We start from the raw sequence: 24476 nt of genomic DNA on the forward strand, positions 1-24476 counted from the left end.
TTTCCGACATCCTGCCGTGTCGCCCGCCCCGGTTTGATCGGGTCGGGCGCCCCTCACCCGTAACGCCGCCCCCGCATCTCCCGCGCCGTGAACCGTCGTTTTTTTGCCTTTTTCAATCTTTGTGCCAAAACTTTCAATGCGCAACAAAATGCGCTTTACAGTGAATTTCTTAGATGCTATACTTTGCCTCGAAATCATGCATAACTTCAATAATTTCAAGCGATTCCTCGGCGTCCTGGCAGTAGTTGCCTCCCTGTTGGTGATAGCCACCATAGTTTTCCGAATGCAGCAGGAAGTTGCGCCCAAGCTCGCGGTGCGCAAGCTTCCCGTGCAGGTGGATGTCTCCCTGCAGAAGTTCCATTACACGGAAACCAAACAGGGGGCTAAACGGTGGGAGCTCACCGCGGACCGGGCCGAGTATAACAAGAAAGCCGACATCTCCTACCTGACCGGGGTGCGGATGCTGGTGCACGGCGCGGGCGGCGTGGGCGATCTCGAGATCACCGCGCAGCACGCCGAGTACCATAACGGCACCAGGGATATCGCCCTCATCGGAGACGTGAGGGGGAAGAGCGACAAGGGGTACGGCTTCTTTGCCCCCCGCGTCAACTACATCGCGGCACGCACCCTCTTGACGACTGCGGAGCGGGTCAGGCTCACCGATGTCGGGAGCCAGTTGGAAGGAACGGGAATGGAGTATCAGGCGCAGACGAGGAAGTTCAGGCTGATGAAAGATGTAACCGCACTGTACCGGCAGGAGGGGAAATGATGCGACGTATCCTCTTCGGTTCGGTTCTCGCTCTCTCGCTCTTCGCGGCGGCGGCCTTCGGCGCCCAGGCGACGGGGAGCAGCAAAGAGCCTTTAAAAGTAAAGTCCGACACGCTTACCACCGATAATGAGAAAAAGACCGCCACCTTCGAGGGGAAAGTGGTCGCCCGCCAGGGGGACATGACGCTCTACGCGGACCGTCTCGTCGTCTCCTACAGCGGCCCCGGCAACGAGGTGAGCCAGGTCGAGGCCTTCGGCAACGTTCGCATCGTACAGCAGGAGCGGCAGGCGACCGGCGCCCACGGCGTGTACGACCCGAAGACGGCACGTATCACCCTGGACGGCAACCCGAGGGTGGTATCCGGTGAAGACGTCGTCACCGGAAAGGTCATCGTATATTACGTGAACGAGCAGAAAAGCGTTGTCACCAGCGGTCCGAAGGAGCGGGTGGAAGCGGTCATCCATCCGGGGGGTAAAGATGCCGGGCAGAAGCGGTAGCACCCTCTACACCAAGGGGCTCGCCAAGGGTTTCAACAAGCGGATGGTGGTGAAGGGGGTCGACCTCGAGCTCCACTCCGGAGAGGTGGTGGGGCTTTTGGGGCCCAACGGCGCCGGCAAGACCACCACTTTCTACATGGTGGTGGGGCTCACCAGGCCGGACGAGGGGGAGGTCTTCCTCGACGGCGACCCGATCACCGGGCTCCCCATGTACCAGCGGGCGCGGCGCGGCATCAGCTACCTGCCGCAGGAGCCGTCCGTGTTCCGGCGCCTGACGGTGAGGGACAACCTCCTGGCCGTTTTGGAGACCATGGATCTCACCCCGGTAAGGCGCCGCGAGCGCGTCGAGGAGCTTCTCGCCGAGTTTCGCATCGGCCACATCGCTGGGAGCCGCGGCTACGCCCTCTCCGGCGGGGAGAGGCGCCGCGTCGAGATCGCCCGGGCGCTTGCCACCGATCCCGCCTTCATCCTTTTGGATGAGCCGTTTGCGGGGATCGATCCGATCGCGGTGATCGACATCCAGAGCATCATCACCGCGTTGAAGGAGAAGGGGCTCGGGGTTCTCATTTCCGACCACAACGTCCGCGAGACCCTCGGTGTATGCGACAAGGCCTACATCATGAACGCGGGCGAGGTGCTCGAAGTAGGCGATCCGGTGCAGATTTCCCAGAGCAAGAAGGCGCGCGAGATCTATCTCGGGGACAAGTTCAGGCTGTAAACCGAAAGAACGTTCAACGTTCAGCGTTCAATGTTCTAGTAAGAAAAGACGAATGACGGTTTCTATTGCAGCGGAGTGCGCTATAATGAGATCAAAGCTTGGCGTTCTTCATGAACTCCAAGCTAAGATCTGCGGCGGCAAGCGTTAAGGAAACGAAGAACTTGCAACAAACGTTGAACGTTGAACGTTGAACGTTGAACGTTGAACGTTGAACGGGTTTCAAGACGTCAGTGAGGATTTATGGCAATTGAGATGCGCCAGCAGATGAAGATGAGTCAGCAACTGGTGATGACCCCCCAGTTGCAGCAGGCCATCAAGCTGCTCCAGCTCTCCCGGCTGGAACTCCAGGACGTGGTGCGGCAGGAGCTGGAAGAGAACCCGATCCTTGACGAGGTGATCGAACAGGAGGAGGTGCGCGAGCCCGAGCAGCTCGAACTGCGCGAGAAGGAGTCCGAACCGGAGGCTGCCGCAAGCGACTTCCAGGAGGTGCGCGCCGGCGAGGAAACCCGCGAGGCCGACTGGGACTCCTACATCGACGGCTACAACTACAGCTCCGGCGAGCAGTACTACGACGACGAGGACCGTCCCTCTTTCGAGAATCTCCTCACCAAAAAATCGACCCTTTTCGACCACCTTATCTGGCAGTTAAGCCTCACCCGCCTCACCGACCGTGAGATGGCGATAGGGGCCGAGATCATAGGGAACATCGACGAGGACGGCTACCTGCGCGCCGGGCTCGACGACGTGGCGCAGGCCTGCGTGCAGGCTACCCCCTTCCGCGAGGAGGCGCTCGAGTGGGGCGGTGTCGCCGGCAACGCACCGGATGAGCAGGTGAACGACGCGCTGGACGGCTACGCCGGGAGCGTCCTCGTGCCGCTCGTCGATGCCGTGCTCAAAAGGGTTCAGGAGTTCGACCCGGTCGGCGTCGGTGCCCGCGACCTGCGCGAGTGCCTGCTTTTGCAGGTGGCGAACCTCGGTATGGGGGGAAGCCTCGTCGAGGCGCTTCTGCGCGACCACCTGAAGGACCTGGAAAGCCACAAGTACAAGCAGGCCGCCAAGGTGCTCGGGGTGGATGTGAACGACATCCTCGCCGCCACGCGCATCATCGCCGAGCTCGACCCGAAGCCGGGGCGCGTCTTCGGCAGCGACGACGTACAGTACATCTCGGCCGACATCTTCGTGCACAAGGTCGGCGACGAGTACGTGGTGATGCTTAACGACGAGGGGATGCCGAACCTGAGGATCAACCCGCTCTACGCCCCGGACGCCAAGGCGAGCCGACCGGTGGACAAGGTGGCCGAGGACTACATCGGCGAGAAGATGCGCTCCGCCATCTGGCTCATCAAGAGCATCCAGCAGCGCCAGCGCACCATCTTCAAGGTGGCCAAAAGCATCGTGAAGTTCCAGCGCGACTTCCTGGACCGCGGCATCGAGCACCTGCGCCCGCTGGTTTTGCGCGACATCGCCGAGGACATCGGCATGCACGAGTCCACCATCAGCCGCGTCACCACCAACAAGTACATGCAGACCCCCCAGGGGCTCTTCGAACTTAAGTACTTCTTCAACTCGGGGATCTCCACCGGCGAGGGGGATTTCATCGCCTCGGAGAGCGTGAAGAGCAAGATCAAGGATCTCGTCGACAACGAGGACCCCAAGCGCCCCTATTCGGACCAGCGCCTGGCCGAGCTCCTCTCCGACCACAACATCGTCATCGCGCGGCGCACCGTCACCAAGTACCGCGAGATGCTCCGTATCGGCTCCTCCTCGGAGCGCAAGAAGCATTTCTAACGCGGACACCGCCGTCGGCGGCGGCGGGCGAGTCGCGTGTATTGACAATAAAGGGAGGTACTTCGTATGCAGATAACCACGACATTCAGGCACATGGAACCGAGCGAAGCCCTGAAAAGCTACGCTGAGGAGAAGCTGGAGAGGGTTAAGAAATATATCGACGACCCGATCGTCGTCCAGGTCTTTTTGACCGTGGAAAAGATCCGCCACATGGCCGAGGTGACCATTACCGCCAAAGGGATCACCATCAAGGCCGCGGAAGAGACCAACGACATGTACGCCTCCATCGACGCGGTATCCGACAAGATCGAGCGTCAGCTGCGCCGCTTCAAGGAGCGCATCAAGGCGCACAAGCCGGCCCCCGACGCCCGCGAGCGCCAGGTGCAGAAGGCGATCGTTCAGGCCCAGGGGATCGAGGAAGGGACCCAGGCTCCGGTCATCATCAAGACCAAGAGTTTCACCATGAAGCCCATGTCCGTCGAGGAGGCGGTGATGCAGATGGAACTTCTGCACAAGGACTTCCTGGTTTATACCGAGTCTTCCACCGAAACCATCAACGTGGTTTACCGCAGAAAGGACGGCAACTACGGCCTCATCTCTCCGGAGAACCCGTAGTAACTTCCTGACATCTCGATAGCTCCCCGGGGATTTCCTCGGGGACAAGGAAGCGAGGGGAGGCGTCCCCGTGGCGCCTCCCGTTGCGATAACGGCCCCTTGCGGGGCTTTTCGCTTGCACGGGGGAAGGGTCGCAGCATTGACAAGCATGAGCCTCAGCATCAAGGACCTCCTGGAAGATAAGGCGTACGGCCTCGACCTGCAGCTTTTGTGCGGCGACGCGGGGCTCGTCAACCGGCTTTACAGCTCGCGTATCCAGAAGCCCGGCTTAGCCCTCACCGGCTATACCGAACACCTGCATCCGGATCGGGTCCAGGTGCTCGGCAACACCGAGATCTCGTACCTGAGCCAGATCCCCGAGGAGGTCGGCTCGCGCCACATCGAGAAGCTCTGCACCTACCCCATCGCCTGCTTCATCGTCACCAAGGGGCTTGATCCCCCGGAATTCCTGAAGAGTTCGGCGCAAGGGGCGGGAATCCCGCTTCTGGTCACCCATCACCAGTCCTCCACCTTCATAAGCCTCATCACCAAATTCCTGGAGGAGAGCCTGCTCCCTTCGACCCACATCCACGGCGTCCTCGTGGACGTTTTGGGCGTGGGGGTGCTGCTGCTCGGGAAAAGCGGCATCGGCAAGAGCGAGTGCGCCCTGGACCTCGTGATCCGAGGCCACCGGCTGGTCGCCGACGACGTGATCCACATCAAGAAGAAGATGCCGGCGGCACTGGTAGGCCAGGCAGGTGAGACCATCCAGTACCACATGGAGATCCGCGGCCTTGGCATCATCAACATCAAGGACCTCTACGGGGTCTCCTCGATCCGCGAGAAGAAGATCATCGACATGGTGCTGGAGCTGGTGGAGTGGGACGCGAACCAGGAGTACGAGCGGCTCGGCATCGACGAACCGATGAAGACCATCTTAGGCGTGGACCTGCCGCACGTGAAGATCCCGGTCCGACCGGGGCGCAACCTGACCTCGATCATCGAGGTCGCCGCCAGGAACTTCCTCCTGAAGGGGATGGGGTACCACTCGGCCCGGGAGTTCCACGAGAAGCTCCTGGCACGCCTGGAGTTCCGCCCCTTGGGCAACGAGGTGGAGTAGATGCGCATCGTCATCATAACCGGCCTCTCCGGGTCGGGAAAATCGACGGCAGTGAAGGCGCTCGAGGACGAAGGGTTCTTCTGTCTGGACAACCTCCCGGTTTCGCTCGTTGCCACCTTCATAGAGCTCGTCGAGCATTCCCGTGAGGACATCAAGGACGTCGCCCTGGTGATGGACATCAGGAGCCGCGACTTCATAAAGGGGTACGACCAGGTCTTCCAGGCCATCGCCACGGCGGGGCACAGCGTCAAGATCCTCTACTTCGATGCCACCGACCAGGTGCTCATCCGCCGCTTCTCCGAGACCCGGCGCCGCCACCCGGCGCTGGAGGGGGCGAGCGTTCCCGAGGGGATACGCTTCGAGCGCGACCAGCTCGCGGGGCTTAGGCGCATCGCCACGGCCATCATCGACACCTCGGAGATGAACGTGCACCGCCTGCGCGAGGTGGTGATCGGCCTCGTGAAGGGGAGCGAGGGGGCGCTCGAGATGCAGGTCAACCTGCAGTCTTTCGGCTTTCGCTACGGGCTGCCGCTGGAGAGCGACCTGGTCATGGACGTCCGTTTCCTCCCGAACCCCTATTTCGTGGCGGCGCTGCGCCCCTACTCGGGTCTCGAGCCTGCGGTGCGCGACTACGTCCTGGGGCAGAAAGAGACCGAGGTTTTCCTGGAGCGCTTCCGGGACATGCTTGAGTTTCTGCTGCCGGGGTACCGGCGCGAGGGAAAATCGTACCTTTCAGTCTCCATAGGCTGCACCGGCGGCAGGCACCGTTCGGTGGCCATAGCAGAAGAGTTGTACCACTACTTCCGGCAACGGAACGTGAACATCAAGGTATCCCACCGGGATATAGAGAAGGGACAGGGATGATAGGACTGCTTTTGGTAGCACACGCCGGCGTGGCAGGGGAGCTCCTTGCCGCGGCGGAGATGATAGTAGGAAAGCTGGAACTCGCCGAGGCGGTGGGGATCGCACCTGACGCGTCGGCCACCGACGTCATGGCCTCGATAAAGGAGGCGGTGGGGCGTGTTTCCGGCGACGGGGCGATCATCATGACCGACATGTTCGGCGGCACCCCTTCCAACATGAGCATCTCCTTCCTGCAGGAGGGGAAGGTCGAGGTATTGACCGGGGTGAACCTCCCCATGCTGATCCGCTTCACCCAGGAGCGTGCGCGCTGTGGCGTCGCCGAGCTCGCGCTGAAGCTGAAGGAAAGCGCCCAGGAAGGGATCACCGTAGCCGGCGATTTCCTGAAGAAGTAACAATAAGGAGGGTTTACCCGCCGTAGCCTTGGCGTAGACCATGTGGACGTAATAATAAGGAGGGTTTACCCACCGTAGCCTTGGCGTAGACCTTGTGGACGTAACAATAAGGAGGGTTTACCCGCCGTAGCCTTGGCGTAGACCTTGTGGACGTAACAATAGGGAGGGTTTACCCGCCGTAGCCTTGGCGAAGGTGGGTGATGGCAGATATGATAGAAGGCGAATACGTCATACCCAACAAGCTGGGGCTGCATGCGCGAGCCTCGGCGCTTTTGGTGAAAACCGCCAGCGGTTTCTCCTCCGAGATCAGGATCGAACGGGAGGGAATCGAGGTGAACGGCAAGAGCATCATGGGGATCATGATGCTCGCGGCGGCAAAGGGGAGCACCGTCACGCTCAAGTGCGAAGGAGCGGACGAGGTGGAGGCCTACGCCGCACTGGGGGAACTGATCCGCAATGGATTCGGAGAGGAGTGAGTCGAGACAACTGAAGGGAATCGGTGCCTCCGCAGGCATCGCCATCGGCGAGGTGCGCATCACCGACCGCCGCCGCGTTGCGGTGACCGAGGTGGTGGTGGCCCGGGAAGAGATCCCCTGCGAGGTGGAGCGCTTCACGAGCGCCCTCGAGCGGGCGAAGGGGGAGCTCTATGCCCTCAAGGACCAGCTTGCCAGCACCCACGGCCCCGAGCACCTCTGCGTCATCGACGCGCACCTCATGCTCCTCGACGACACCATGCTGGTCGGGGAGACCACCCAGTACATCGAGCGGCTCGGCATCAACGCGGAAGGGGCGCTGAAACGCACCCTCGGACGCTTCAAGACCTTCTTCGAGGGGGTCGAGGACGACTACCTGCGCGAACGCGGCAACGATGTGGAAACGGTCGTCGAGCGGGTGCTCAGGAACATGGTGGGGGAAAAGCAGGAGCCGCTCACAAGGATCGACGGCAAGGCGATCGTGGTGGCCCACGACCTCTCCCCGGCAGACATCCTGCAGATCGACAAGGATAAGGTGATGGGGTTCATCACCGATCTGGGCGGCAAGACCTCGCACTCCTCGATACTCGCGCGCGCCTTCGAGATCCCCGGCGTGGTCGGCCTTGAGCGGATCACGGGGGAGGTGCAGGACGGCGACACCCTGATCATCGACGGCGCTACCGGCGTCGTCATCATCAACCCGAGCCAGGATGAGTTCAAGGAATACCTGCAGAAAAAGCAGCGCTACGAGTACGTGGAGCGCGAGCTTCTGAAGCTGCGCGACCTCCCGGCTCAGACCCTCGACGGGCACCGCATGCTCCTTAAGGGTAACGTGGAGGTCATTGAGGAGGTCGCCTCGCTGGAGAAGCACGGCAGCGACGGGATCGGCCTGTACCGCACCGAAATGCTCTTTTTCAACCGCAATACGCTCCCGAACGAGGAGGAGCAGTTCGAGGCCTACGCGGCCCTGGTGAAGAAGATGGCGCCGCTGCCGGTCACCATCCGCACCCTGGACATAGGGGGCGACAAGTGCCTCACCGATCTCGACCTCTCCGACGAGATGAACCCCGCCCTGGGGCTGCGCGCGATAAGGCTTTCCCTGCGCCAGCCTGCGGCGTTCAAGGCCCAGCTCAGGGCGATCCTGAGGGCGAGCGCCTTCGGCGAGGTGAAGCTCTTCTTCCCGATGGTGTCAGGGGTGGCCGAGGTGCGCGCCGCCAAGGCGCTTTTGGAGGAGGTAAAGGAGGAACTGCGCGGCAGGCATCCCTTCGACGAAAAGGTGCAGGTGGGGATCATGATCGAGATCCCTTCGGCTGTGGTGATCGCCGATCTCCTGGCGGCCGAGGTCGACTTTTTCAGCGTCGGCACCAACGATCTCATCCAGTACACACTCGCCATCGACCGCACCAACGAGCACCTCTCCTCGCTGTTCCAGCCGCTACACCCCGCGGTGCTCAGGTCGCTGAAGACCATCGTCGACGCGGCCCATGCCGCCGGGATCGACGCCTGCATCTGCGGCGAGATGGCTGGGGACCCGGAGTACCTCCCGATCCTGCTCGGGCTTGGCTACGACGAGCTCTCGATGAACGCGGTTTCCATCCCGAGGGTGAAGAAGATCCTGCGCCGCTGCACCCTCGAGGAAGCGCGCGCCGTGGCGCAAAAGGCACTGAACTTCGCCACCGCGGCCGAGGCGGACGCCTACCTGAAGGGGGAGATCGCGGCGCGCTTCTCGGAGAGCTTCGACTAGAGACGGCTTAGGACTCCCTGGCGAGCGCCTGCAGGGAGAGCTCCACCGCCAGGGCAAGCGTTCTTCCCGCCTTACGCGTATTCCCTGAAAGCCTGATCAACTGCGGCACCAACAAGGGGCGCTTCGCGATGGCAAGCGCCACGCGCCAGGGGGTCAGGTTCAACTCCGCGTCGCAGAAATCCTCGATGGCAAACCCCAACTCCTCGTCGGCCGCGTCGCTCACGCTCCTAAGCGCGAAAAGCGGTATTCCCGCCTCCTGAGCTTCGGCAAGGACGGCTGCCGTTTCCATCTCGAGAAGCGGCAAGGGGGTGGCCGCGCCGATGCGGCTTGCCATCTCCCGCTTGTTCTTGATGGCGCTCGCGGTCACGAAGCCGCCGCGCCGCAACTGCACCCCGACTTTGCAGCAGTGCTCCGAGGCGAGGGTGGCAAGGGCCGGGTCGGGGGGGGGGAGTTCGCGTAGAGTTTCGCCGTCCAGGTGGAAAACCCGTTCGGCGAGCACCAGTTCGGCGACCTCCAGCCCCGGGAGCACGGCGCCGCCGAACCCGAAGTTCACCAGCGCCTCGGGAGCCGCGTGAGCGATGAGTGCACGCGTCGCCGCCGCGGCGTGGTCCGGGCCCATGCCGGACTCGATCATAAAGACCGGTCTGCCGTCCACCGGGAAGCGGTACAGGTTCCGGCCGGCGAGCGTGTCTTGGCGGAAACCCTTTATACGCGCAAGGACCGGCGCAATCTCCTGGGGCATGGCGGCCACCACCCCCAGACTTCTTTTTTCCGTAGTCATAGCGGTTCGTTCCTCTCGACCGGCCACTTTAACAGAGGGGAGGCGCGGCCGCAACGCTTTCCGAACCCGGCCAGGGTTCGCCTTGACAAACCGCCCCTGCCGTCTTATAGTCAGGGTTCTTTTTTGTTTGACTTCATTAATCTGGAGGGTACATGAAGCCGCTGTTTTTGAACCCGCCCACCTTCGAGGATTTCGACGGAGGCGCCGGCGCGCGCTACCAGGCATCCCGGGAGGTAACCTCTTTCTGGTTTCCCGGCTGGCTAACCTACCCCGCGGGTATGATCCCGGGGGCGCGCGTCGTTGACGCACCGGTGCAGCGGCTTGATCTCGACGCCTGCCTGAAAATCGCCAACGATTTTGACATGGTGGTGATGTACACCTCCACCCCGACCCTTGCCATCGACGTGGAAACGGCGCGCCGGGTCAAGGCGCAGCGTCCCGAGACGGTGACCGTGCTCACCGGCCCGCACGTGAGCGTACTCCCCGAGGAGAGCCTGCGTTTCGCCGACGGCGCGGTGGACATCGTCTGCCGCGGCGAGTTCGACTACTCCACCGCGGAGTTGTGCGCGGGGAAACCCTGGGAAGAGGTCGACGGCATCAGCTTCATGAAGGACGGCAAGGTGTGCCACACCAAGGACCGCCCCCCGATTCAGGACCTCGATGCGCTCCCCTTTGCGAGCCAGGTGTACAAGCGGGACCTCCCCATCGAGGAGTACGTCATCCCGCACTTCCGCCATCCTTACGTTTCCATCTACGCAAGCCGCGGCTGCCCGTCGCGCTGCATCTACTGCCTCTGGCCGCAGACCTTCTCCGGGAGAACCCTCAGAAAGAGAAGCCCCGAGAACGTCTACGAGGAGGTGAAGTGGATCAAGGAGAACCTCCCCCAGGTGAAGGACATCTCCTTTGACGACGACACCTTCACGGCGGACAAGCAGCACGCCATCGCCATCGCCCGGGCCATCAAGCCGCTGAACGTCTCCTGGGTGATCAACGCGCGCGCGAACTGCGACTACGAGACCCTGAAGGAGCTCTCCGACGCCGGCATGCACCACGTCGTGGTCGGGTACGAGTCGGGCAACGAGCAGATCCTCAAGAATATCAAGAAGGGGGTCACCAAGGCGCAGGCGATCGAGTTCACCAAGAACTGCAAGAAGCTCGGCATCACGGTGCACGGCGCCTTCGTGCTCGGGCTTCCCGGCGAGACGCGGGAAACTATCAAGGAGACCATCGCCTACGCCATCGACCTCGATCTCAGCTCGATCCAGGTCTCCCTGGCCTCGCCGTACCCCGGCACCGAGTTCTACCAGATGGCCAAGGAGAACGGCTGGATCGCCTCCGACAGCTTCCTGGACGCCACCGGGCACCAGAAATGCGTCATCAACTACCCGGACCTCACCAACCAGGAGATCTTCGACGCCGTGGAGCTCTTCTACAACAAGTTCTACTTCCGCCCCCGCTACATCGCGCGCAGCATCTACAGCATGCTGGTCGACGCGAAGGTACGCAGAAAGCTCCTGAAGGAAGGGGCCCAGTACCTAAGCTACATGAAGAGGCGCAAGAAGGCCGCCTGCTGAGCGTAGTGGGGCAGTTAACGTAGAACCTAGAACATTGAACGTAGAACGGCTTATGAAAGAAGTGATCCTGAACGCCGACGACTTCGGTCTGAGCACCGGAGCGAATCGCGGCATCATCAAGGCATGGCAGGAAGGGATGCTGACCGGCACCTCTCTCATGGTGGGAGGGGACGCCTTCGAGGAGGCGGCGGCCTTCGCACGCGCGAACCCCGCCCTGCAGGTTGGGCTGCACCTCACCCTGGTGCAGGGGAGCGCGGTCCTCAAGCAGCAGGGGCTTCCCGCCCTGACCGACGCAGGGGGCGAGTTCACCGACGACCCGGTGCTTGCGGGGATGCGCTACTTCTTCCTCAAAGGGCTCAGGAAGAAGCTCCGCCAGGAGATCGACGCACAGCTCGCGAAGTGCCGGGACGCAGGCGTCGAGCTCACCCACGTGGACGGCCACCTGAACATCCACATGCACCCGGTGGTGTTCGACATCCTCTGCGAGCTGATCCCCACCTACGGCATCAAGAGCTTCCGGCTCACCAGGGAAAACCTTCCCGCGAACCTCGCGTTGGACAAAAGGCGTGTCGTCGGCAAGTGCGCGGACGCCTTCATCTTCGCCCGCCTCGCCGACCGCTGCCGCCCGCGCCTGGACCGGCTCGGCATCCGCTACGCCGCCGAGGTGAAGGGGCTTTTGAACTCGGGGCAGATGACCGAGGAGTACCTGCTCTCGGCACTTGACGGGGTAGGGGAGGGGCTCACCGAGATCTACTTCCATCCCGGCTGCCATCCATGTTCCACCCTTAAGCGGCGCATGCCCGACTACCAGCACGAGGCGGAACTGGCGGCGCTCACCAGCCCGCGCGTGCGTGAGAAAATGGCCCGGCTCGGCCTTCGGCTGAGAAATTACCGGGGAGAGGAAAAGACGTATGTTTAAGACGGTAGTGGTCATGCTGGCCGCGGTTACCGCCGGTACCATCGGCGACCTGCTCCTTGCCAGCGGCATGAAGGAACTTGGTGACATCTCGACCATGAACCTGAAGGGTATCCTCCGGGTCGCCGTGCAGGCGCTCACCACGCCGAAACTCGTCTTCGGCACGGCGATGCTCGCCATCTTCTTCTTCCTCTGGCTCGCCGTCCTCTCCTGGGAAGACCTCTCCGTCGCCCTCCCCATGCAGGCGCTCAACTACATCCTGGTCGCCTTCCTTTCCCAGTACCTCCTGCACGAGGTCGTGAGCCCCATGCGCTGGGCCGGCACCGTGCTGGTCGCCATCGGTGTCATCATGATCACCAAGAGCAGCGGCGCGTAGAGCTTCCCGCCTATCGGAGAGGTCACGGCGCCGTCACCTGCCGGCTTCGTGTGTGTGCTCTAACATTAGGTAATCCCTAAGTTTTTTCCCTTGAAAAAATGAGCAGCGAAGGGCTAAGCTGTGGACATGAAACTTTCAGCATTATTGTCCCTTTTCGCAGTTCTCGTCCTTTCCCTGTACGCTATCCCTGCCAGTGCCATGAGTCCCAACGAGAAGTTGATCTATGACGTCAGCTGGACCGGCGTCAAGGCGGGTACTACGGTGCAGGAGGCGGTCACCAAGGGGGGCGAGATCCACATCGTCACCACCACCCGCTCCATGCCGTGGCTTGATACCTTCTTCAAGGTGGACGACCGCGCCGAATCCGTCGTGCAGCGCGGCAGCGGTGACCGGTTCGGTGTCCCCACCTATTTCCGCAACAAGATCAGCGAAGGGAACCACCGAAAGCTCAAGGAGGCGCGTTTCGACCAGCAGAAACTGAAGGTCGAATCACGGGACCTCCTGCATAAGACCCAGCGCGTCGATGAAATAGGGCCCAACACCTTCGACCCGCTCTCCATCGTCTATTACGTGCGCAGCCTGCCACTCACCCCCGGCAAGTCGTTGCATGTCGATATCTACGACTGCAAGAAACTCTGGAACACCGAGGTGAAGGTCTTGAACCGCCAGGAGATCGATACGCCGGTCGGGCGCTTCAAGACCATAGTGGTGCAGCCGCTTATGAAGGCGGATGGTTTCTTCAACCGTTCCGGCGAGATCAAGGTCTGGCTCACCGATGACGCGCTCAAGATCCCGGTCATGGTCACCACCAAGGTGAAAATCGGCAAGATCAAGGCGATGCTGGTCGGGGGGAGTTACTGGCCGCAGAGTGCGCAGCGCTAGGACGCTGCTCTCATCGTGAAACAAAAGAGGCAAGGGCCGCGCGGCCCTTGCCTCTTTTCATGCCCGCTATGAAAGCGACGCGTCCCTAGAACTCCGCGTGCCTCGGCGTCCTCGGGAACGGGATGACGTCCCTTATGTTCTCCATCCCGGTCAGGTACATGATCAGCCGCTCGAAGCCGAGCCCGAAACCGGCGTGCGGCGTGGAGCCCCAGCGCCGGGTGTCTAGGTACCACCAAAGCGACTCCGGCTCGATCCCCGTTTCCAGCATGCGCCGCTCCAGAAGTTCCAGCCGCTCCTCGCGCTGGCTCCCGCCGATGATCTCCCCGACTTTCGGGACAAGGAGGTCCATGGCCGCGACGGTCTTGCCGTCGTCGTTCTGCCTCATGTAGAACGCCTTGATCTCCTTCGGGTAGTTCATGATGAAGACCGGCCCCCCCACCACCTGTTCGGTCAGGTAGCGCTCGTGCTCCGACTGCAGATCGAGCCCCCACTCCACCGGGAACTGGAACGATACCGGCGCCTTTTTCAGCCGCTCGATCGCCTCCCCGTAATCCATGCGGGCAAACGAGGCCTCCGCGACCCCTTTGATGCGCTCGATGAGCCCCTTGTCGATCTGCGCGTTGAAGAAGCTCATGTCCTCCTGGCAGTTATCGAGGGCGAAGCGGCAGAGCCTTTTCAGGAAGGCCTCGGCGAGATCGGCGTCGTCGGAGAGGTCGGCGAAGGCCATCTCCGGCTCGATCATCCAGAACTCGGCGGCGTGGCGCGCCGTGTTGGAGTTCTCGGCCCGGAAGGTCGGGCCGAAGGTGTAGATGTCGGAGAAGGCCTGGGCGAAAAGCTCTCCCTCCAGCTGGCCGCTCACGGTGAGACCGGTGGCCCCGCCGAAGAAGTCGCCGGAGAAGTCGACCGCGCCGTTTTTCAGCGGGGGACGGGCCATGTCGAGGGTGGTGACCCGGAAGAGCTCCCCTGCTCCCTCGCAGTCGTTCGAGGTGATGATCGGGGTGTGTACGTAGAGAAAGCCGCGTTCGGCGAAGAAGCGGTGCACCTCCTGGGCGAGGGCGGAACGGACGCGGAAGACGGCCCCGAAGGTGTTGCTGCGCAGCCGCAGATGGGCGATGGTGCGCAGGTACTCGAAGGTGTGCCGCTTCTTCTGCATCGGGTAATCCTGGTCGGCGCCCCCCACCACCTCGATGGCGCTAGCTTTCAGCTCAAGCGCCTGACCGGCGGCGGGTGACTCCTGCAGCACACCGGTGACCGCCAGGGCACTGCCGGTGCCGATCCCGGTGATCTCGCGGTAGCCGGCAAGCTCCGGCTCGACGACCACCTGGATCCCGGACAGGCAAGAACCGTCGTTCAAGGAGATGAAGGTGACCTCCTTGCTGTTTCGTATCGTGCGCACCCACCCCTTCACGAGGATGGTGCTGCCGGGGCGTCCTTGGGAGAGGGCTTCTTTCACCTTGGTTCGAAGAGTCATATAGGTAGCTCCGTTGGTGGATTTGGACGCATCATTTATAACACAGAGGGAAAAGCGCGGCAAAAGCATAGTTGACAGCCGGGGCGCCCTTCGTATAAGTTGACGCCCCATGAACAGGATAATGTGTCTATTACAACTTTTGCTCCTGCTCGCCCTGCCCATGTCCGGCGAGGGGTCCGCTTTCGGCGGGGTCGGCATCGACGGCGTCCCAAGGGCCGACGGCACCATAGCGGTGCGGCAGATTGTGGCTGGAGGCCCCGCGCATCTCGCCGGCATCAAGGCGGGAGACATCATCGTCCAGGTGGACGGCACGCCGACCGCGGGAAGCGACTTCAAGTTCATCGTGGATCGACGCCTAAGGGGACGCGCCGGGACACCGGTCCTGATCCTGGTGCGCCGTCCCGGCAACCCGAAAACCCTGAGTTTCAAGATGATCCGGCGGCAGCTCGCCGTCGGCGGTGACAAAACACAACCCAAGGGGAATTGACATGCGTATTCTGCTGACCGCCATCCTAGCCGCATCCCTGCTGATCCCGCTTTCCGGCTTCGGCGCCGAGCAACTTCCTCAGAGTCCGCTGGGGGTGCGCCCACAGGAAACGAAATACCCGAAGATCGTTCTCTTCTCCACCTCCTGGTGCCCGCACTGCAGGGCGGCCAAGGAATACTTCACCAGGAACAACATCCCCTTCATCAACCGGGATGTCGAGGTCGACCCCGAGGCGATGGCGCTTGTGACCGGCAAGTACAAGAGCCAGGGGGTTCCGGTCATCGTCATCGGCGACGACGCCAAGATCCTCAAGGGGTTTGAGGCGTCGCGCTTCGAGAAAGCGGTTGAGCAGGTGCGCAAGAAAAAGTAGCGCCTGGCAGGCAGGGAAAAGAAGAGGGGGGAGCATGTCGCATGCTCCCCCCTTTTTTTGTGTCAAATCTCTTCCGGCTCATCCTCGGCCAGCAACTGGAAGAGAACCTCCACCAGTTCCGGATCGAGGTTCGAGCCGCTCATCCCTTTCATGGTCCACAAAAGCTCGTCACGGTCGAAACCTTTGCGGTAGGGACGGTCCATGGTAAGCGCGTCGCAGATGTCGGCAGTGGCGACGATCTGGGCCTCCAGAGGGATCTTGTCGCCGGCAAGCCCGAAGGGGTAACCCTTGCCGTCGTAGCGCTCGTGGTGGTACAGGACGATCTCCTGGACCGTTTTCGAAAGGTTCGCCTTGCGCACCACCTCGCACCCCCATTCCGGGTGCTTCATGACGATGGAGAACTCCTCCTCGGTGAGGGCGCGCTCCGCGTTGAGGATCGCCTCCGGGACGCCGATCTTGCCGCAGTCGTGCAGCCAGCTGCCGTACCTTATCTCCTGCTGGGTGTCCTCCGAGATCCCCAGGCGCTCGGCCAGGCGCAGCGCAAGCGTCGCCACGCGGTCGCAGTGCCCCTTCGTGGAGGCGTCCTTAAGCTCGATGGTCTGCGCGAGGGAGTGCAGGATGAACTCGTCCTCCCGCTTGATCGCCTGCAAAACGCGATAGCGGCGGATGCCATCCTTCACCGCGCGCAGCATCTCAGCCTTCTTCCATGGCTTCAGCACGAAGCGGAAGACCTCTCCGCTGTTGATCGCGGCAAGGGTGGTCGCAAGATCGGCGCTGCCGGTCATCATGATCTTCACCGTGTGCGGCGAGACCTCCTTGATCCGCGACAGCAGCTCGACCCCACGCATACCCGGCATCTCGTTGTCCGAGACCACCACGGCAACCGAGTGGTGCTCCACGATCTCCAGGGCCTCCATAGCCGAGCCGGCGGTGAGGATATTGAGGCCCCGGTTCTCAAAGAGTTCACTGGTGTAGGCAAGGTAGCTCTTCTCGTCATCGACGAACAGGACCGTCTCGCGTTGTAGCTCTCTGGTCGGCATCTTCAAGGTCTCCGATGGCTCATTAAGGAACCGCCTTGTACTTATCGGCAGGGAAGCTCATTGGAAAAGCAAAAAATGCACATGCGGCAAACTTGTAATGTTTTTGCGGTGCTAGCCCGCCGCTCTGCTTGACATGGCAGGCAAGAGCGGTACCATCCAACGGTGGAATCTGTAATTAAAACCGAGCCCGCGCCCTTCTATAGAACGCGTCCAAGCTGTGGCCGGAGCTGGTTAAAGGGGGATATCATGCTGGCATCGAAGACCTGGTTCACGGTGGCGCAAGCCTGCGAACACTTCGGCGTGGAAGAGGAGCGTCTGCAGGTATGGATCGACGAAGGGGTGATCCGCACCGAGGAAGAAAACGGGAAGGTAGTGAGGGTAAACGCGGACGATATCGAGCTTAAAGTGGCAGAGCTGACAGGGATCTGAACCAATTGACAATTGACAGTTGGCCATTGACAAAGTTGCCGCACGGCAGGCAGATGACACGCAATGAGTGTGTCATGTATACGCATCGCTAAAGCTTTTGCGGTGAATGACGAATAGCAAAGGTAGCGACGCAATTGCCCTCACTGTTTTTCATTGTCAATTGTCCATCGTCAATCATCAATTGTTGTAAAGGGGGTTGCCTTGAGCAACAGCATAACGTTCGAAGAGATCATGTTCACCATCATGTCGGCCACCCAGGACACCTTCAAGAGCTACATGAACACGGACATCTTTGCCGGCAAGGTAGAGAAGAAGATCAACCCGCTGCACTCCGACGTGGTCGGGATCGTGGGGGTTGCCGGCGACCGTGTCGGCTACATCATCTTTGCCACGGAGAAAGGGCCCGCGGAGCAGATCGCCAAGGACCTGCTGATGATCGAGGAGGCCGATGACGAAGCCATCTCGGACGCGGTCGGCGAGGTGGCGAACAACATCGCCGGCGTCTTCAAGACCAAGTACCACGAACAGTACGGCAGCGTCGCCCTGGGGCTTCCCCTGGTGCTGTCGGGGCGGCTGCGCCCCATGACCGACCCCCCCGAGCCCAGCACCACGGACGGGAGCATGAGCGTGCAGTGTAAAGGGGTTACCATCCCCTTCACCACCATGGACGGCAGGCTCCATTTCCGGGTCATGGTCTACATGTAAAGAGAAGGTTGGAGTCGGGGCCGTACCGGGCCGATTGAAACGGCTCCTCCGTCATACACATGAAAAAGCCCCCGCTGCCATTACGGCAACGGGGGCTTTTTTCGTCCTAGGGTCTGTCTTACTTGTTAGATCCCGAGCTGCTTGAAGAAGTCGTTACCCTTGTCGTCCACGAGGATGAACGCCGGGAAGTCCTCAACCTCGATCTTCCAGACCGCCTCCATGCCGAGTTCGGGGAAGTCGATGCACTCGACCTTCTTGATGTTCTCCTCGGCGAGGATGGCGGCAGGGCCGCCGATGGAGCCGAGGTAGAAGCCGCCGTGTTTCTTGCACGCGTCGGTTACCTGCTGCGAACGGTTACCCTTGGCGATCATGACCATGGAGCCGCCGTTTGCCTGCAGCAGATCGACGTAGGAGTCCATGCGCCCTGCGGTGGTCGGGCCGAAGGAGCCGGAGGGCTTCCCTTTCGGGGTCTTCGCCGGGCCGGCGTAGTAGATCGGATGGTTCTTCAGGTACTCGGGGAGCGGCTTGCCGGAGTCGAGGATCTCCTTGAACTTCGCGTGCGCGATGTCGCGGCCGACCACGATGGTGCCGGAGAGAAGGAGCGGTGTGGAGACCGGGTGCTTGGTCAGCTCGGCGAGGATATCCTTCATCGGCTGGTTCAGGTTGATCCTGACGCCGTGCTCGTGCTTGCCGCGGAAACGCTCGGGGATCAGGCGGCCCGGGTTGTCGTCCATCTGCTCGACCCAGATCCCTTCCTTGTTGATCTTCGCCTTGATGTTGCGGTCCGCGGAGCAGGAAACGCCCATGCCGACCGGGCAGGAGGCACCGTGGCGCGGCAGGCGGACGATGCGCACGTCGTGGGCGAAGTACTTGCCGCCGAACTGGGCGCCGATGCCGCTTTTCTGCGCCTCTTCGAGGAGGAGCTTCTCGAGTTCGAGGTCGCGGAAGGCCTGGCCGTGCTCGTTGCCGCTGGTGGGGAGCGCGTCGAGGTACTTGGCGCTGGCAAGCTTCACGGTCTTAAGGTTTGCTTCGGCGCTGGTGCCGCCGATGGCGAAGGCCAGGTGGTACGGCGGGCAGGCCGCGGTGCCCAGCGTCTTCATCTTGGCGACCAGGAATTTCACGAGGCTGTCCGGGTTAAGGAGCGCCTTGGTCTCCTGGTAGAGGTAGGTCTTGTTGGCGGAGCCGCCCCCCTTGGCCATGAAGAGGAACTTGTACTCGGCGCCTTTGGTGGCGTAGAGGTCGATCTGGGCCGGGAGGTTCGTGCCGGTGTTGATCTCCTTGTACATGTCGAGCGCGACGGTCTGCGAGTAGCGCAGGTTCTCCTCTGTGTAGGTCTTGTAGACCCCCTTGGAGAGGTACTCCTCGTCGTTGGCGCCGGTCCAGACCTGCTGGCCCTTCTTGCCCATGACGATGGCGGTGCCGGTGTCCTGGCAGATCGGGAGTTCGAAGTTGGCGGCAACCTCGGCGTTTCTCAGAAAGGCGAGGGCGACACCCTTGTCGTTCTGGGAAGCTTCCGGATCGGCCAGGATCTTCGCTACCATCTCGTTGTGTTCGGGGCGGAGCAGGAAGGAGAGGTCCTTCATGGCGGCGTTGGCCACCACGGTGAGGGCCTCGGGAGCGACCTTGAGGACCTCCTGGCCATCGAAGTTGGCGACCGAAACGTACTGCTTGGAGTCCGGGATGAGGCGGTACTTGGTGGTGTCCGGCCCGAGCGGGAAAGCTTCCTGGTACTTGAACTCTGGAGTTGCCATCGGTTCTGTTCTCCTTTGCGTGGGATTGATGGTGATCGGCTGGTATCTGGGCCTGCCGGGAGTGCGGCAGAAAATTGTATACAGTACTGCCGGAATATATTGCAAATGTCTTACTTTGTCGAGAGGTAAGTTGGCCCGAAGGAAGCCCAAAAAGAAAGGCCCGTCCGGAAATGCCGGACGGGCCGTGGACGCGGCCGCAAGGAGCGATGGAAGGAGGGGGCGTCAGTCGCGCGGCGTGAAGAGCCTCATCACGCGCGGCGGGAGCGCCCGGTACGGGAGCGTGGTGCCGGCAACGGCTGCCGCGCGCGGCAGTGCGGTAGAGGTGACCGTCGGGTCGACGGCGATGCCGTTACGGACGAAATACACCATCTGACGCTGGGCAAGCTGGAAGGTGACCGGGGAGCTCGCCTGGTCGATCAGCATGCCGTGCGTCGCGTCCTGCTCGTCGAACTGGAAGTAACCTTCGCGCGGGGCGGTCGCGGCGGCGTCGCCCGCCGCGGTCGCGATCTTGAAGACCGGTACGCCGTCGGCGAGGGTCATCATGGACGGCGCCGGGACCCGCCCGGAGAGGTAGCTCAACTGGTCGAAGCCGGGCGCCACGGCGAGCGCCGCGGGAGTTCCGAGCAAGCCACGACCGCCGAGGGCGTCCCCCAGGTAGCGGGTCGCCGAGTTAGGGATCACTAGGTCGCCGTTCAGAGGCAGGCCGTCGGCGAAGCTCGTGGTGGTCGCCTCCTGCATCAGGAGTCGTCCGGAAAGGCGCGAGGGGAGGAGGGCCGCCGTAGCGAGGTTCGGGAGGGGCGTCGTCATCGTCGCCGGATCTACCGGGTCGAGTACGGACTGGGTGAGCTGGAAGAACTGCTCGTAGGTCGGGGTTCCCGGCATCACCCCTTGTGCGGCGAGCCCCGCGTTCAGGCTCGGGCCGAAGTCGGCGCTGTCGCGCAAAAGGTAGGCGATACGTCCGCCGGGGACGCTGAAGAGCCCCTTCATATCCGCGTCCAGGCTCGCCTGGGTGTAGGGGGGGGTGCCGGGGGCGCCGGACAGGGTGGTGTTGCCGGCCAGGTAGTATGCGCCGACGATGGAGCCCAAACTGAGACCGACGTACTTCGGTTTGACCTTCGGGTTGGGTGCGTTCGCTCCCAAGGGGGCGAACCCCTGTGCCGCGAAGGGGGCGCCGAAGGTCGGGGTGGCGAGGACCAGTTCCAGCCGGTCCAGGTTGAACGCGGCCTGCTCGATGTTGGTGCGTGCGGCGAGCGGCGCGCCCAGGGCGATGAAGTCCTCACCCCATTTCGTGCCGGTCACGTGCCCCGGCAGGGCAAGCTCGCCGTGCAGCGGGAGATCGATGGCGACCACGGCGTAGCCGGCCCCGTTGAGCGCACCTGCCACGGCGATGGCCTGCTCCTTCCTGCCGTCGATGCCGTGCTGGAAGATGACGAGCGGCCACCCGCCGGCGGGGGGCGTCCCCGCAGGCGCGAAGTAGACGAAGGGAACCTGCCGCTCCGTGTAGTAGTAACCGGTGAGCCGCCCGGTCCCCGGCTCGCGGTACGGCTGGAGCACCGCGCTTGCCGCGCTGTAGCTGCCGAAGGCGAGGTTCTGGTTCATGGCGGGGTTGCCGCGTGCGACGACCGGATTCATCGAGAGGTCGGCGCTGGTGAAGCTCCCGGTGACGACGGAGCCGACCGCCGGCGGTACGACGACCGGGAGACCGGTCCCCGCGAGTACCGCGCCCCAGTAGACGGCGGGTGCGAGGGTGGCGGTGACCGTCGCGGCGTTGAGTCCGGCGCCGAGCCAGCTCTTGCCGGAAAGCCCTCCGGGGAGGTCGCTCCCGGCGGCGAACGCCCTCAGGGCGGTTTCCACCGGGAGGATGCTTCCAGGCGGATCGGCGGGGTCGACGGTAACGAAGCCCGCCGCGGTGGTGATGAAACGCCCGAGGAGCGCGATCTGGCTGCGGCTCGTCACCGTACTCTGGGTAGGAGCCGCGATCAGGTCGTTCATGACCTTCGCGTAGCCCGAAAAAAGGACCTTCCCGTTGGCGCCGGTCGTATTCTGCCGGATGCGCTCCAGGGGGGCGAAGGGGCCCGCCAGTGCCGAAGTGGATTTGAGCGCCGAGAAGTAGACGGAACTTCCCACCGAGCCGCCGGTGGCGGCGTCTTTCACCCGGTTGGTGACCAGGTAGAGGTAGCGGGTCGCGGGGAGGAGCGGGAACCTCGGGAAGAGCGAGACGTCGCCGGCGCCGGGACGGTAGCTGAAGGTGAAGCCGGCGGTCACGTCGGTGAAGCGAAGGGGCGCGTTCTCGGTGGCGTCGGGGAGGGCGCTGTCGGCGCCGACCTGGAACACCTTGATGTTGGTTCCGTTCACCGTATCCGGGCGCAGCGGTCGCGCGAAACGTATGTAGATGGGGGCGTTCACCCCGGCCACCGCGCCGGTCCCCCCGACTTCGTACCGGTTCACGTAGGCAAGCGCCTCCAGAGGGTTCATCGGGCGGTTCGCAGGGCGCACCCCCACCACCCCCGTCGCCGGGTCGGCGTACTGGGTGATGGGATCGGCCGCCGCTGCCGTGGCGAGCACGTTCGGGAGCGGGACGACCCCGGCGCTCGGGTCGAAGAGGGCGGTGTTGGGGCTCTCCTCCTGGTGGACGCCGGAGTCCGAGCCGCAGCCGGCCAGGGTGAACAGCAGACAGATGACGCAGCAAAGGCGTAGCAGTTGCTCTCTCATGTGCTCTCCTTCGCGGCCGGAGGGGCCGTCCTAGAAGGTAAGGTTCAGGTTCGCGGCGAGGAGGTAGGCGTCGCTCTTGAACGTGCCGTTAGCACCCCTCAGGTTGGCCATGTCCTGGTTTTGCACCTTGCGGTCGACGAAGTGCACCCACATGTAGGCGAGGTCTAGGGTGGCGAGCGCATTGCCGATGCCGGTGCCGATGGAGAAGCTGTGCCGGTCCGCGTCGGGGAGCAGCGGGTCGACGGTCCCACCGGGGACCGGGGTGTTGTCGAAGCTGTAGCCGGCGCGCAGGGCGAAGCGCGGGGTGACCCGGTACTCGCCGCCGAACTTGTAGCTCCAAACGTCGCGCCAGTTCCTGGGATCGGGCTGGTCGTTGAAGGCGGCGAACTCTGCGGATTGAAAATCGATGAGGAGCTTGTCGAAACTGCTCCAGCCAGTGCGGGTCGCGTCGAATTCGAGGGTGACCCGGTCGGTGGGGCGCCAGGCGACGGCGAGGTCGAGGGTGTCGGGGAGGGTGATCGTTGTGGAGGCGCTGCTGCTTGCCCTGGCGCGCGTGTAGGGGAAGACGGCGGTGTCGGTAAGGCCGATGGCGCCAAGGCCCGTCGGCGTGGTGGCGAGGAAGTTCGCCTCGCCGTCGATATGGAGGGTGATCTTGCTGCGGTAGGCGATCCCCAGACTTACCTCGGAGCGCGGTTTCCAGAGAATGCCCAGGTTGTAGCCGAGGTCTGTTGCTGTGCCGTCGACCCCCATGGAGCCGAGCTCGTAGGCGCCGAAAGGGGGCGCCGGCGCGGACGGGTCGATCGCCGGGCTGTAGAGCGCCTTTTGCAGTGAAACGACGGCGTAGGTGACGTCGAGTCCCGCCGCCACGGCGAGGTTCAGGTCGTCGAAGCGGTACGCTGCGGTCGGCTGTATGTTGATCGGCTTGATCGACGCGATCTGCACTTGGTTGCGGAAGACACTAGAGTCATCCCAGGTCTTCGAAAGCGGGTACATGGAGTTGACGGCGATGCCGAAGGAGACGGGGAGGTTGTCGGGGGAGTAGGTGGCGTAGACGGTTGGGGCGATGAAGATGTCTCGCCGGGAGCGCTCGGTGACGGAAGTGGTGCCGGTGTCGAGGGGCGGGGTGCCGGAGAGCGGCGTGGTCCCCTTGAACTCGGTCTGCGGGACGATGATCCCCAAGGCACCGAGGTTCACCTGTATTCCGGGCAGGAAGGCGATCCCCGCCGGGTTGAAGTAGAGGGCGCTCGGGTCGCTCGCCTGCGCGGCGAAGGCGTTCGCCATCCCCATGGCCCTGGCCCCCTGCTCGCTCACTTTGAATCCCGCGCCTTGGCACAACCTGCCATGAGACAAACCGGTACAGAGCAGCAGAGCACACAGAAGCCATTTTCTCATGTGATCCCCCCTTGGCGGCCATCGACTGCAGCGCCCGACTGCAAAGCTGCAGCGGCGCGTCAGGCGGCCTTTTACGGCCAAGGGGGATCTGGCTTTGACGGCAGAGCCGTCCCATGTGAACCCCGAGTGGCCGGAAATAATTAGCGACAGCTAACAATAGCGCCGGTCAGGGGTAAGTCAAGGGGAAGCCGCCAGGATCTGCCGTGCCGCAGCGCGAGCCCAAGGGGGGACTCCGGGGCGCTGCGCGAACTGCCGATGGAAACGCTCAGTGCACCGTCTTTTCCCGCACCATCCCTTCCAGCATGCGGCGCAGGGCATCCTCCTCGACGAAGCAGAACAGTGCGCTGGAGCCGAAGGCGATCTCGACGGAGCCTCTTCTCTTTTTCATGGTGACGTCCACCTCGTGCACGCCGTTGCCGAGCAGCCCGTGGTAGACCTGCTGGATGCTCCTGCCGCTTCTGAGGGCTTCCTTGCTCCGCATTTCGAAATACACGACCTGGTCCAGCGCGTCATTGGTCAGATAGATCATGGTGCACCTCCTGTTTTCTACAGGAAACCACGGCTGTGCGACAAAATATGTCGCAGTTGGCGGAGTGCGGCTGTGAGGGAGGGCGAAGCGGCGTGGTGCGGC

Annotated in this window: 25 protein-coding genes; 18 read left to right on the forward strand and 7 right to left on the reverse strand. The window is 62.8% G+C overall.

Going from position 1 to position 24476, the window contains the following annotated elements:
* Positions 1-196 precede the first annotated feature (196 nt).
* The 10 genes from lptC to ptsP all read left to right on the forward strand — a co-directional run bounded on the left by lptC (position 197) and on the right by ptsP (position 8959).
* Entirely contained in the window at positions 197-769 is a 573-nt protein-coding gene (gene lptC, locus E8L22_RS20510) for an LPS export ABC transporter periplasmic protein LptC (protein WP_246044879.1), read from the forward strand.
* On the forward strand, positions 766-1266 hold the full coding sequence (gene lptA, locus E8L22_RS20515) for a lipopolysaccharide transport periplasmic protein LptA (protein ID WP_246044881.1): 501 nt from the start codon (positions 766-768) through the stop codon (positions 1264-1266). The genes lptC and lptA overlap by 4 nt, the downstream gene beginning before the upstream one ends.
* Positions 1247-1984 (forward strand): LPS export ABC transporter ATP-binding protein, encoded by a 738-nt coding sequence (gene lptB / locus E8L22_RS20520; RefSeq protein WP_135872974.1) that lies wholly within the window; start codon positions 1247-1249, stop codon positions 1982-1984. The genes lptA and lptB overlap by 20 nt, the downstream gene beginning before the upstream one ends.
* Before the next feature lie 240 nt (positions 1985-2224).
* The gene (rpoN, locus tag E8L22_RS20525) at positions 2225-3772 is read left to right on the forward strand and encodes an RNA polymerase factor sigma-54 (RefSeq protein ID WP_136526979.1); all 1548 of its coding nucleotides are present in this window, start codon (positions 2225-2227) and stop codon (positions 3770-3772) included.
* A 66-nt stretch (positions 3773-3838) separates the two neighbouring features.
* Positions 3839-4387: a ribosome hibernation-promoting factor, HPF/YfiA family gene (gene hpf, locus E8L22_RS20530; protein WP_136526980.1), complete on the forward strand. Its 549-nt coding sequence runs from the start codon at positions 3839-3841 to the stop codon at positions 4385-4387.
* A 148-nt stretch (positions 4388-4535) separates the two neighbouring features.
* Positions 4536-5486 (forward strand): HPr(Ser) kinase/phosphatase, encoded by a 951-nt coding sequence (hprK, locus tag E8L22_RS20535; protein WP_162604897.1) that lies wholly within the window; start codon positions 4536-4538, stop codon positions 5484-5486.
* On the forward strand, positions 5487-6350 hold the full coding sequence (rapZ, locus tag E8L22_RS20540) for an RNase adapter RapZ (protein ID WP_136526982.1): 864 nt from the start codon (positions 5487-5489) through the stop codon (positions 6348-6350).
* Positions 6347-6742 (forward strand): PTS sugar transporter subunit IIA, encoded by a 396-nt coding sequence (locus E8L22_RS20545; protein ID WP_136516337.1) that lies wholly within the window; start codon positions 6347-6349, stop codon positions 6740-6742. Before rapZ ends, E8L22_RS20545 begins: the two co-directional genes overlap by 4 nt.
* Before the next feature lie 209 nt (positions 6743-6951).
* Positions 6952-7218 (forward strand): HPr family phosphocarrier protein, encoded by a 267-nt coding sequence (locus tag E8L22_RS20550; protein WP_129128392.1) that lies wholly within the window; start codon positions 6952-6954, stop codon positions 7216-7218.
* Complete coding sequence (ptsP, locus tag E8L22_RS20555) at positions 7199-8959, forward strand: phosphoenolpyruvate--protein phosphotransferase (RefSeq protein WP_136526983.1); 1761 nt, start codon at positions 7199-7201, stop codon at positions 8957-8959. Before E8L22_RS20550 ends, ptsP begins: the two co-directional genes overlap by 20 nt.
* A gap of 7 nt (positions 8960-8966) precedes the next feature.
* Here ptsP and E8L22_RS20560 read toward each other — a convergent pair whose 3' ends face one another.
* Positions 8967-9740: a phosphorylase family protein gene (locus E8L22_RS20560; protein ID WP_136526984.1), complete on the reverse strand. Its 774-nt coding sequence runs from the start codon at positions 9738-9740 to the stop codon at positions 8967-8969.
* 152 nt (positions 9741-9892) lie between these two features.
* On the opposite strand from E8L22_RS20560, the gene hpnJ reads away from it, so the two are divergent.
* From hpnJ to E8L22_RS20580, 4 genes are all read left to right on the forward strand, one after another.
* Positions 9893-11314 carry a hopanoid biosynthesis associated radical SAM protein HpnJ gene (hpnJ, locus tag E8L22_RS20565; RefSeq protein ID WP_136526985.1) on the forward strand — a complete coding sequence of 474 codons (1422 nt, stop codon included), beginning with the start codon at positions 9893-9895 and terminating at the stop codon, positions 11312-11314.
* A 52-nt stretch (positions 11315-11366) separates the two neighbouring features.
* The gene (gene hpnK / locus E8L22_RS20570; protein WP_136526986.1) at positions 11367-12233 is read left to right on the forward strand and encodes a hopanoid biosynthesis-associated protein HpnK; all 867 of its coding nucleotides are present in this window, start codon (positions 11367-11369) and stop codon (positions 12231-12233) included.
* Positions 12226-12606 carry an EamA family transporter gene (locus E8L22_RS20575; protein WP_135872957.1) on the forward strand — a complete coding sequence of 127 codons (381 nt, stop codon included), beginning with the start codon at positions 12226-12228 and terminating at the stop codon, positions 12604-12606. The genes hpnK and E8L22_RS20575 overlap by 8 nt, the downstream gene beginning before the upstream one ends.
* Positions 12607-12732: 126 nt before the next feature.
* Positions 12733-13488, forward strand: coding sequence for a DUF3108 domain-containing protein (locus tag E8L22_RS20580; protein ID WP_136526987.1), 756 nt, complete (start codon positions 12733-12735; stop codon positions 13486-13488).
* A gap of 85 nt (positions 13489-13573) precedes the next feature.
* Here E8L22_RS20580 and asnS read toward each other — a convergent pair whose 3' ends face one another.
* Positions 13574-14959, reverse strand: a complete 1386-nt coding sequence (asnS, locus tag E8L22_RS20585; protein ID WP_136526988.1) for an asparagine--tRNA ligase — start codon at positions 14957-14959, stop codon at positions 13574-13576.
* Between the two features lie 109 nt (positions 14960-15068).
* Between asnS and E8L22_RS20590 the strand changes: the two genes are divergently transcribed.
* Together E8L22_RS20590 and E8L22_RS20595 are read left to right on the forward strand one after the other, a co-directional pair.
* The gene (locus E8L22_RS20590) at positions 15069-15446 is read left to right on the forward strand and encodes a S41 family peptidase (RefSeq protein WP_136526989.1); all 378 of its coding nucleotides are present in this window, start codon (positions 15069-15071) and stop codon (positions 15444-15446) included.
* A 1-nt stretch (position 15447) separates the two neighbouring features.
* Positions 15448-15816: a glutaredoxin domain-containing protein gene (locus E8L22_RS20595; RefSeq protein ID WP_136526990.1), complete on the forward strand. Its 369-nt coding sequence runs from the start codon at positions 15448-15450 to the stop codon at positions 15814-15816.
* 62 nt (positions 15817-15878) lie between these two features.
* On the opposite strand, the gene E8L22_RS20600 is transcribed toward E8L22_RS20595, so the two are convergent.
* On the reverse strand, positions 15879-16856 hold the full coding sequence (locus tag E8L22_RS20600; protein WP_136526991.1) for an HD domain-containing phosphohydrolase: 978 nt from the start codon (positions 16854-16856) through the stop codon (positions 15879-15881).
* Between the two features lie 246 nt (positions 16857-17102).
* Between E8L22_RS20600 and E8L22_RS20605 the strand changes: the two genes are divergently transcribed.
* Positions 17103-17285, forward strand: coding sequence for a helix-turn-helix domain-containing protein (locus tag E8L22_RS20605; protein ID WP_136526992.1), 183 nt, complete (start codon positions 17103-17105; stop codon positions 17283-17285).
* Positions 17286-17486: 201 nt separating this feature from the next.
* The gene (locus tag E8L22_RS20610; protein ID WP_246044883.1) at positions 17487-17990 is read left to right on the forward strand and encodes a chemotaxis protein CheX; all 504 of its coding nucleotides are present in this window, start codon (positions 17487-17489) and stop codon (positions 17988-17990) included.
* 125 nt (positions 17991-18115) lie between these two features.
* On the opposite strand, the gene E8L22_RS20615 is transcribed toward E8L22_RS20610, so the two are convergent.
* The 4 genes from E8L22_RS20615 to E8L22_RS20630 form a co-directional block, all read right to left on the reverse strand.
* Positions 18116-19741 (reverse strand): fumarate hydratase, encoded by a 1626-nt coding sequence (locus tag E8L22_RS20615; RefSeq protein ID WP_135872942.1) that lies wholly within the window; start codon positions 19739-19741, stop codon positions 18116-18118.
* Between the two features lie 222 nt (positions 19742-19963).
* Positions 19964-22453 (reverse strand): hypothetical protein, encoded by a 2490-nt coding sequence (locus tag E8L22_RS20620; RefSeq protein WP_136526993.1) that lies wholly within the window; start codon positions 22451-22453, stop codon positions 19964-19966.
* A 30-nt stretch (positions 22454-22483) separates the two neighbouring features.
* A complete protein-coding gene (locus E8L22_RS20625; protein ID WP_136526994.1) occupies positions 22484-23845 on the reverse strand; it encodes an OmpP1/FadL family transporter in 1362 nt (453 codons plus the stop codon).
* A 265-nt stretch (positions 23846-24110) separates the two neighbouring features.
* Positions 24111-24374, reverse strand: a complete 264-nt coding sequence (locus tag E8L22_RS20630) for a hypothetical protein (protein WP_136526995.1) — start codon at positions 24372-24374, stop codon at positions 24111-24113.
* Between the last annotated feature and the right edge of the window lie 102 nt (positions 24375-24476).

This window comes from Geomonas ferrireducens, from assembly GCF_004917065.1.
Lineage (GTDB): Bacteria > Desulfobacterota > Desulfuromonadia > Geobacterales > Geobacteraceae > Geomonas > Geomonas ferrireducens.

Coding starts and splice junctions, on each gene's coding strand:
- lptC (WP_246044879.1), top strand. CDS start 197: ATGCATAACTTCAATAATTTCAAGCGATTCCTCGGCGTCCTGGCAGTA.
- lptA (WP_246044881.1), top strand. CDS start 766: ATGATGCGACGTATCCTCTTCGGTTCGGTTCTCGCTCTCTCGCTCTTC.
- lptB (WP_135872974.1), top strand. CDS start 1,247: ATGCCGGGCAGAAGCGGTAGCACCCTCTACACCAAGGGGCTCGCCAAG.
- rpoN (WP_136526979.1), top strand. CDS start 2,225: ATGGCAATTGAGATGCGCCAGCAGATGAAGATGAGTCAGCAACTGGTG.
- hpf (WP_136526980.1), top strand. CDS start 3,839: ATGCAGATAACCACGACATTCAGGCACATGGAACCGAGCGAAGCCCTG.
- hprK (WP_162604897.1), top strand. CDS start 4,536: ATGAGCCTCAGCATCAAGGACCTCCTGGAAGATAAGGCGTACGGCCTC.
- rapZ (WP_136526982.1), top strand. CDS start 5,487: ATGCGCATCGTCATCATAACCGGCCTCTCCGGGTCGGGAAAATCGACG.
- E8L22_RS20545 (WP_136516337.1), top strand. CDS start 6,347: ATGATAGGACTGCTTTTGGTAGCACACGCCGGCGTGGCAGGGGAGCTC.
- E8L22_RS20550 (WP_129128392.1), top strand. CDS start 6,952: ATGATAGAAGGCGAATACGTCATACCCAACAAGCTGGGGCTGCATGCG.
- ptsP (WP_136526983.1), top strand. CDS start 7,199: ATGGATTCGGAGAGGAGTGAGTCGAGACAACTGAAGGGAATCGGTGCC.
- E8L22_RS20560 (WP_136526984.1), bottom strand. CDS start 9,740: ATGACTACGGAAAAAAGAAGTCTGGGGGTGGTGGCCGCCATGCCCCAG.
- hpnJ (WP_136526985.1), top strand. CDS start 9,893: ATGAAGCCGCTGTTTTTGAACCCGCCCACCTTCGAGGATTTCGACGGA.
- hpnK (WP_136526986.1), top strand. CDS start 11,367: ATGAAAGAAGTGATCCTGAACGCCGACGACTTCGGTCTGAGCACCGGA.
- E8L22_RS20575 (WP_135872957.1), top strand. CDS start 12,226: ATGTTTAAGACGGTAGTGGTCATGCTGGCCGCGGTTACCGCCGGTACC.
- E8L22_RS20580 (WP_136526987.1), top strand. CDS start 12,733: ATGAAACTTTCAGCATTATTGTCCCTTTTCGCAGTTCTCGTCCTTTCC.
- asnS (WP_136526988.1), bottom strand. CDS start 14,959: ATGACTCTTCGAACCAAGGTGAAAGAAGCCCTCTCCCAAGGACGCCCC.
- E8L22_RS20590 (WP_136526989.1), top strand. CDS start 15,069: ATGAACAGGATAATGTGTCTATTACAACTTTTGCTCCTGCTCGCCCTG.
- E8L22_RS20595 (WP_136526990.1), top strand. CDS start 15,448: ATGCGTATTCTGCTGACCGCCATCCTAGCCGCATCCCTGCTGATCCCG.
- E8L22_RS20600 (WP_136526991.1), bottom strand. CDS start 16,856: ATGCCGACCAGAGAGCTACAACGCGAGACGGTCCTGTTCGTCGATGAC.
- E8L22_RS20605 (WP_136526992.1), top strand. CDS start 17,103: ATGCTGGCATCGAAGACCTGGTTCACGGTGGCGCAAGCCTGCGAACAC.
- E8L22_RS20615 (WP_135872942.1), bottom strand. CDS start 19,741: ATGGCAACTCCAGAGTTCAAGTACCAGGAAGCTTTCCCGCTCGGGCCG.
- E8L22_RS20620 (WP_136526993.1), bottom strand. CDS start 22,453: ATGAGAGAGCAACTGCTACGCCTTTGCTGCGTCATCTGTCTGCTGTTC.
- E8L22_RS20625 (WP_136526994.1), bottom strand. CDS start 23,845: ATGAGAAAATGGCTTCTGTGTGCTCTGCTGCTCTGTACCGGTTTGTCT.
- E8L22_RS20630 (WP_136526995.1), bottom strand. CDS start 24,374: ATGATCTATCTGACCAATGACGCGCTGGACCAGGTCGTGTATTTCGAA.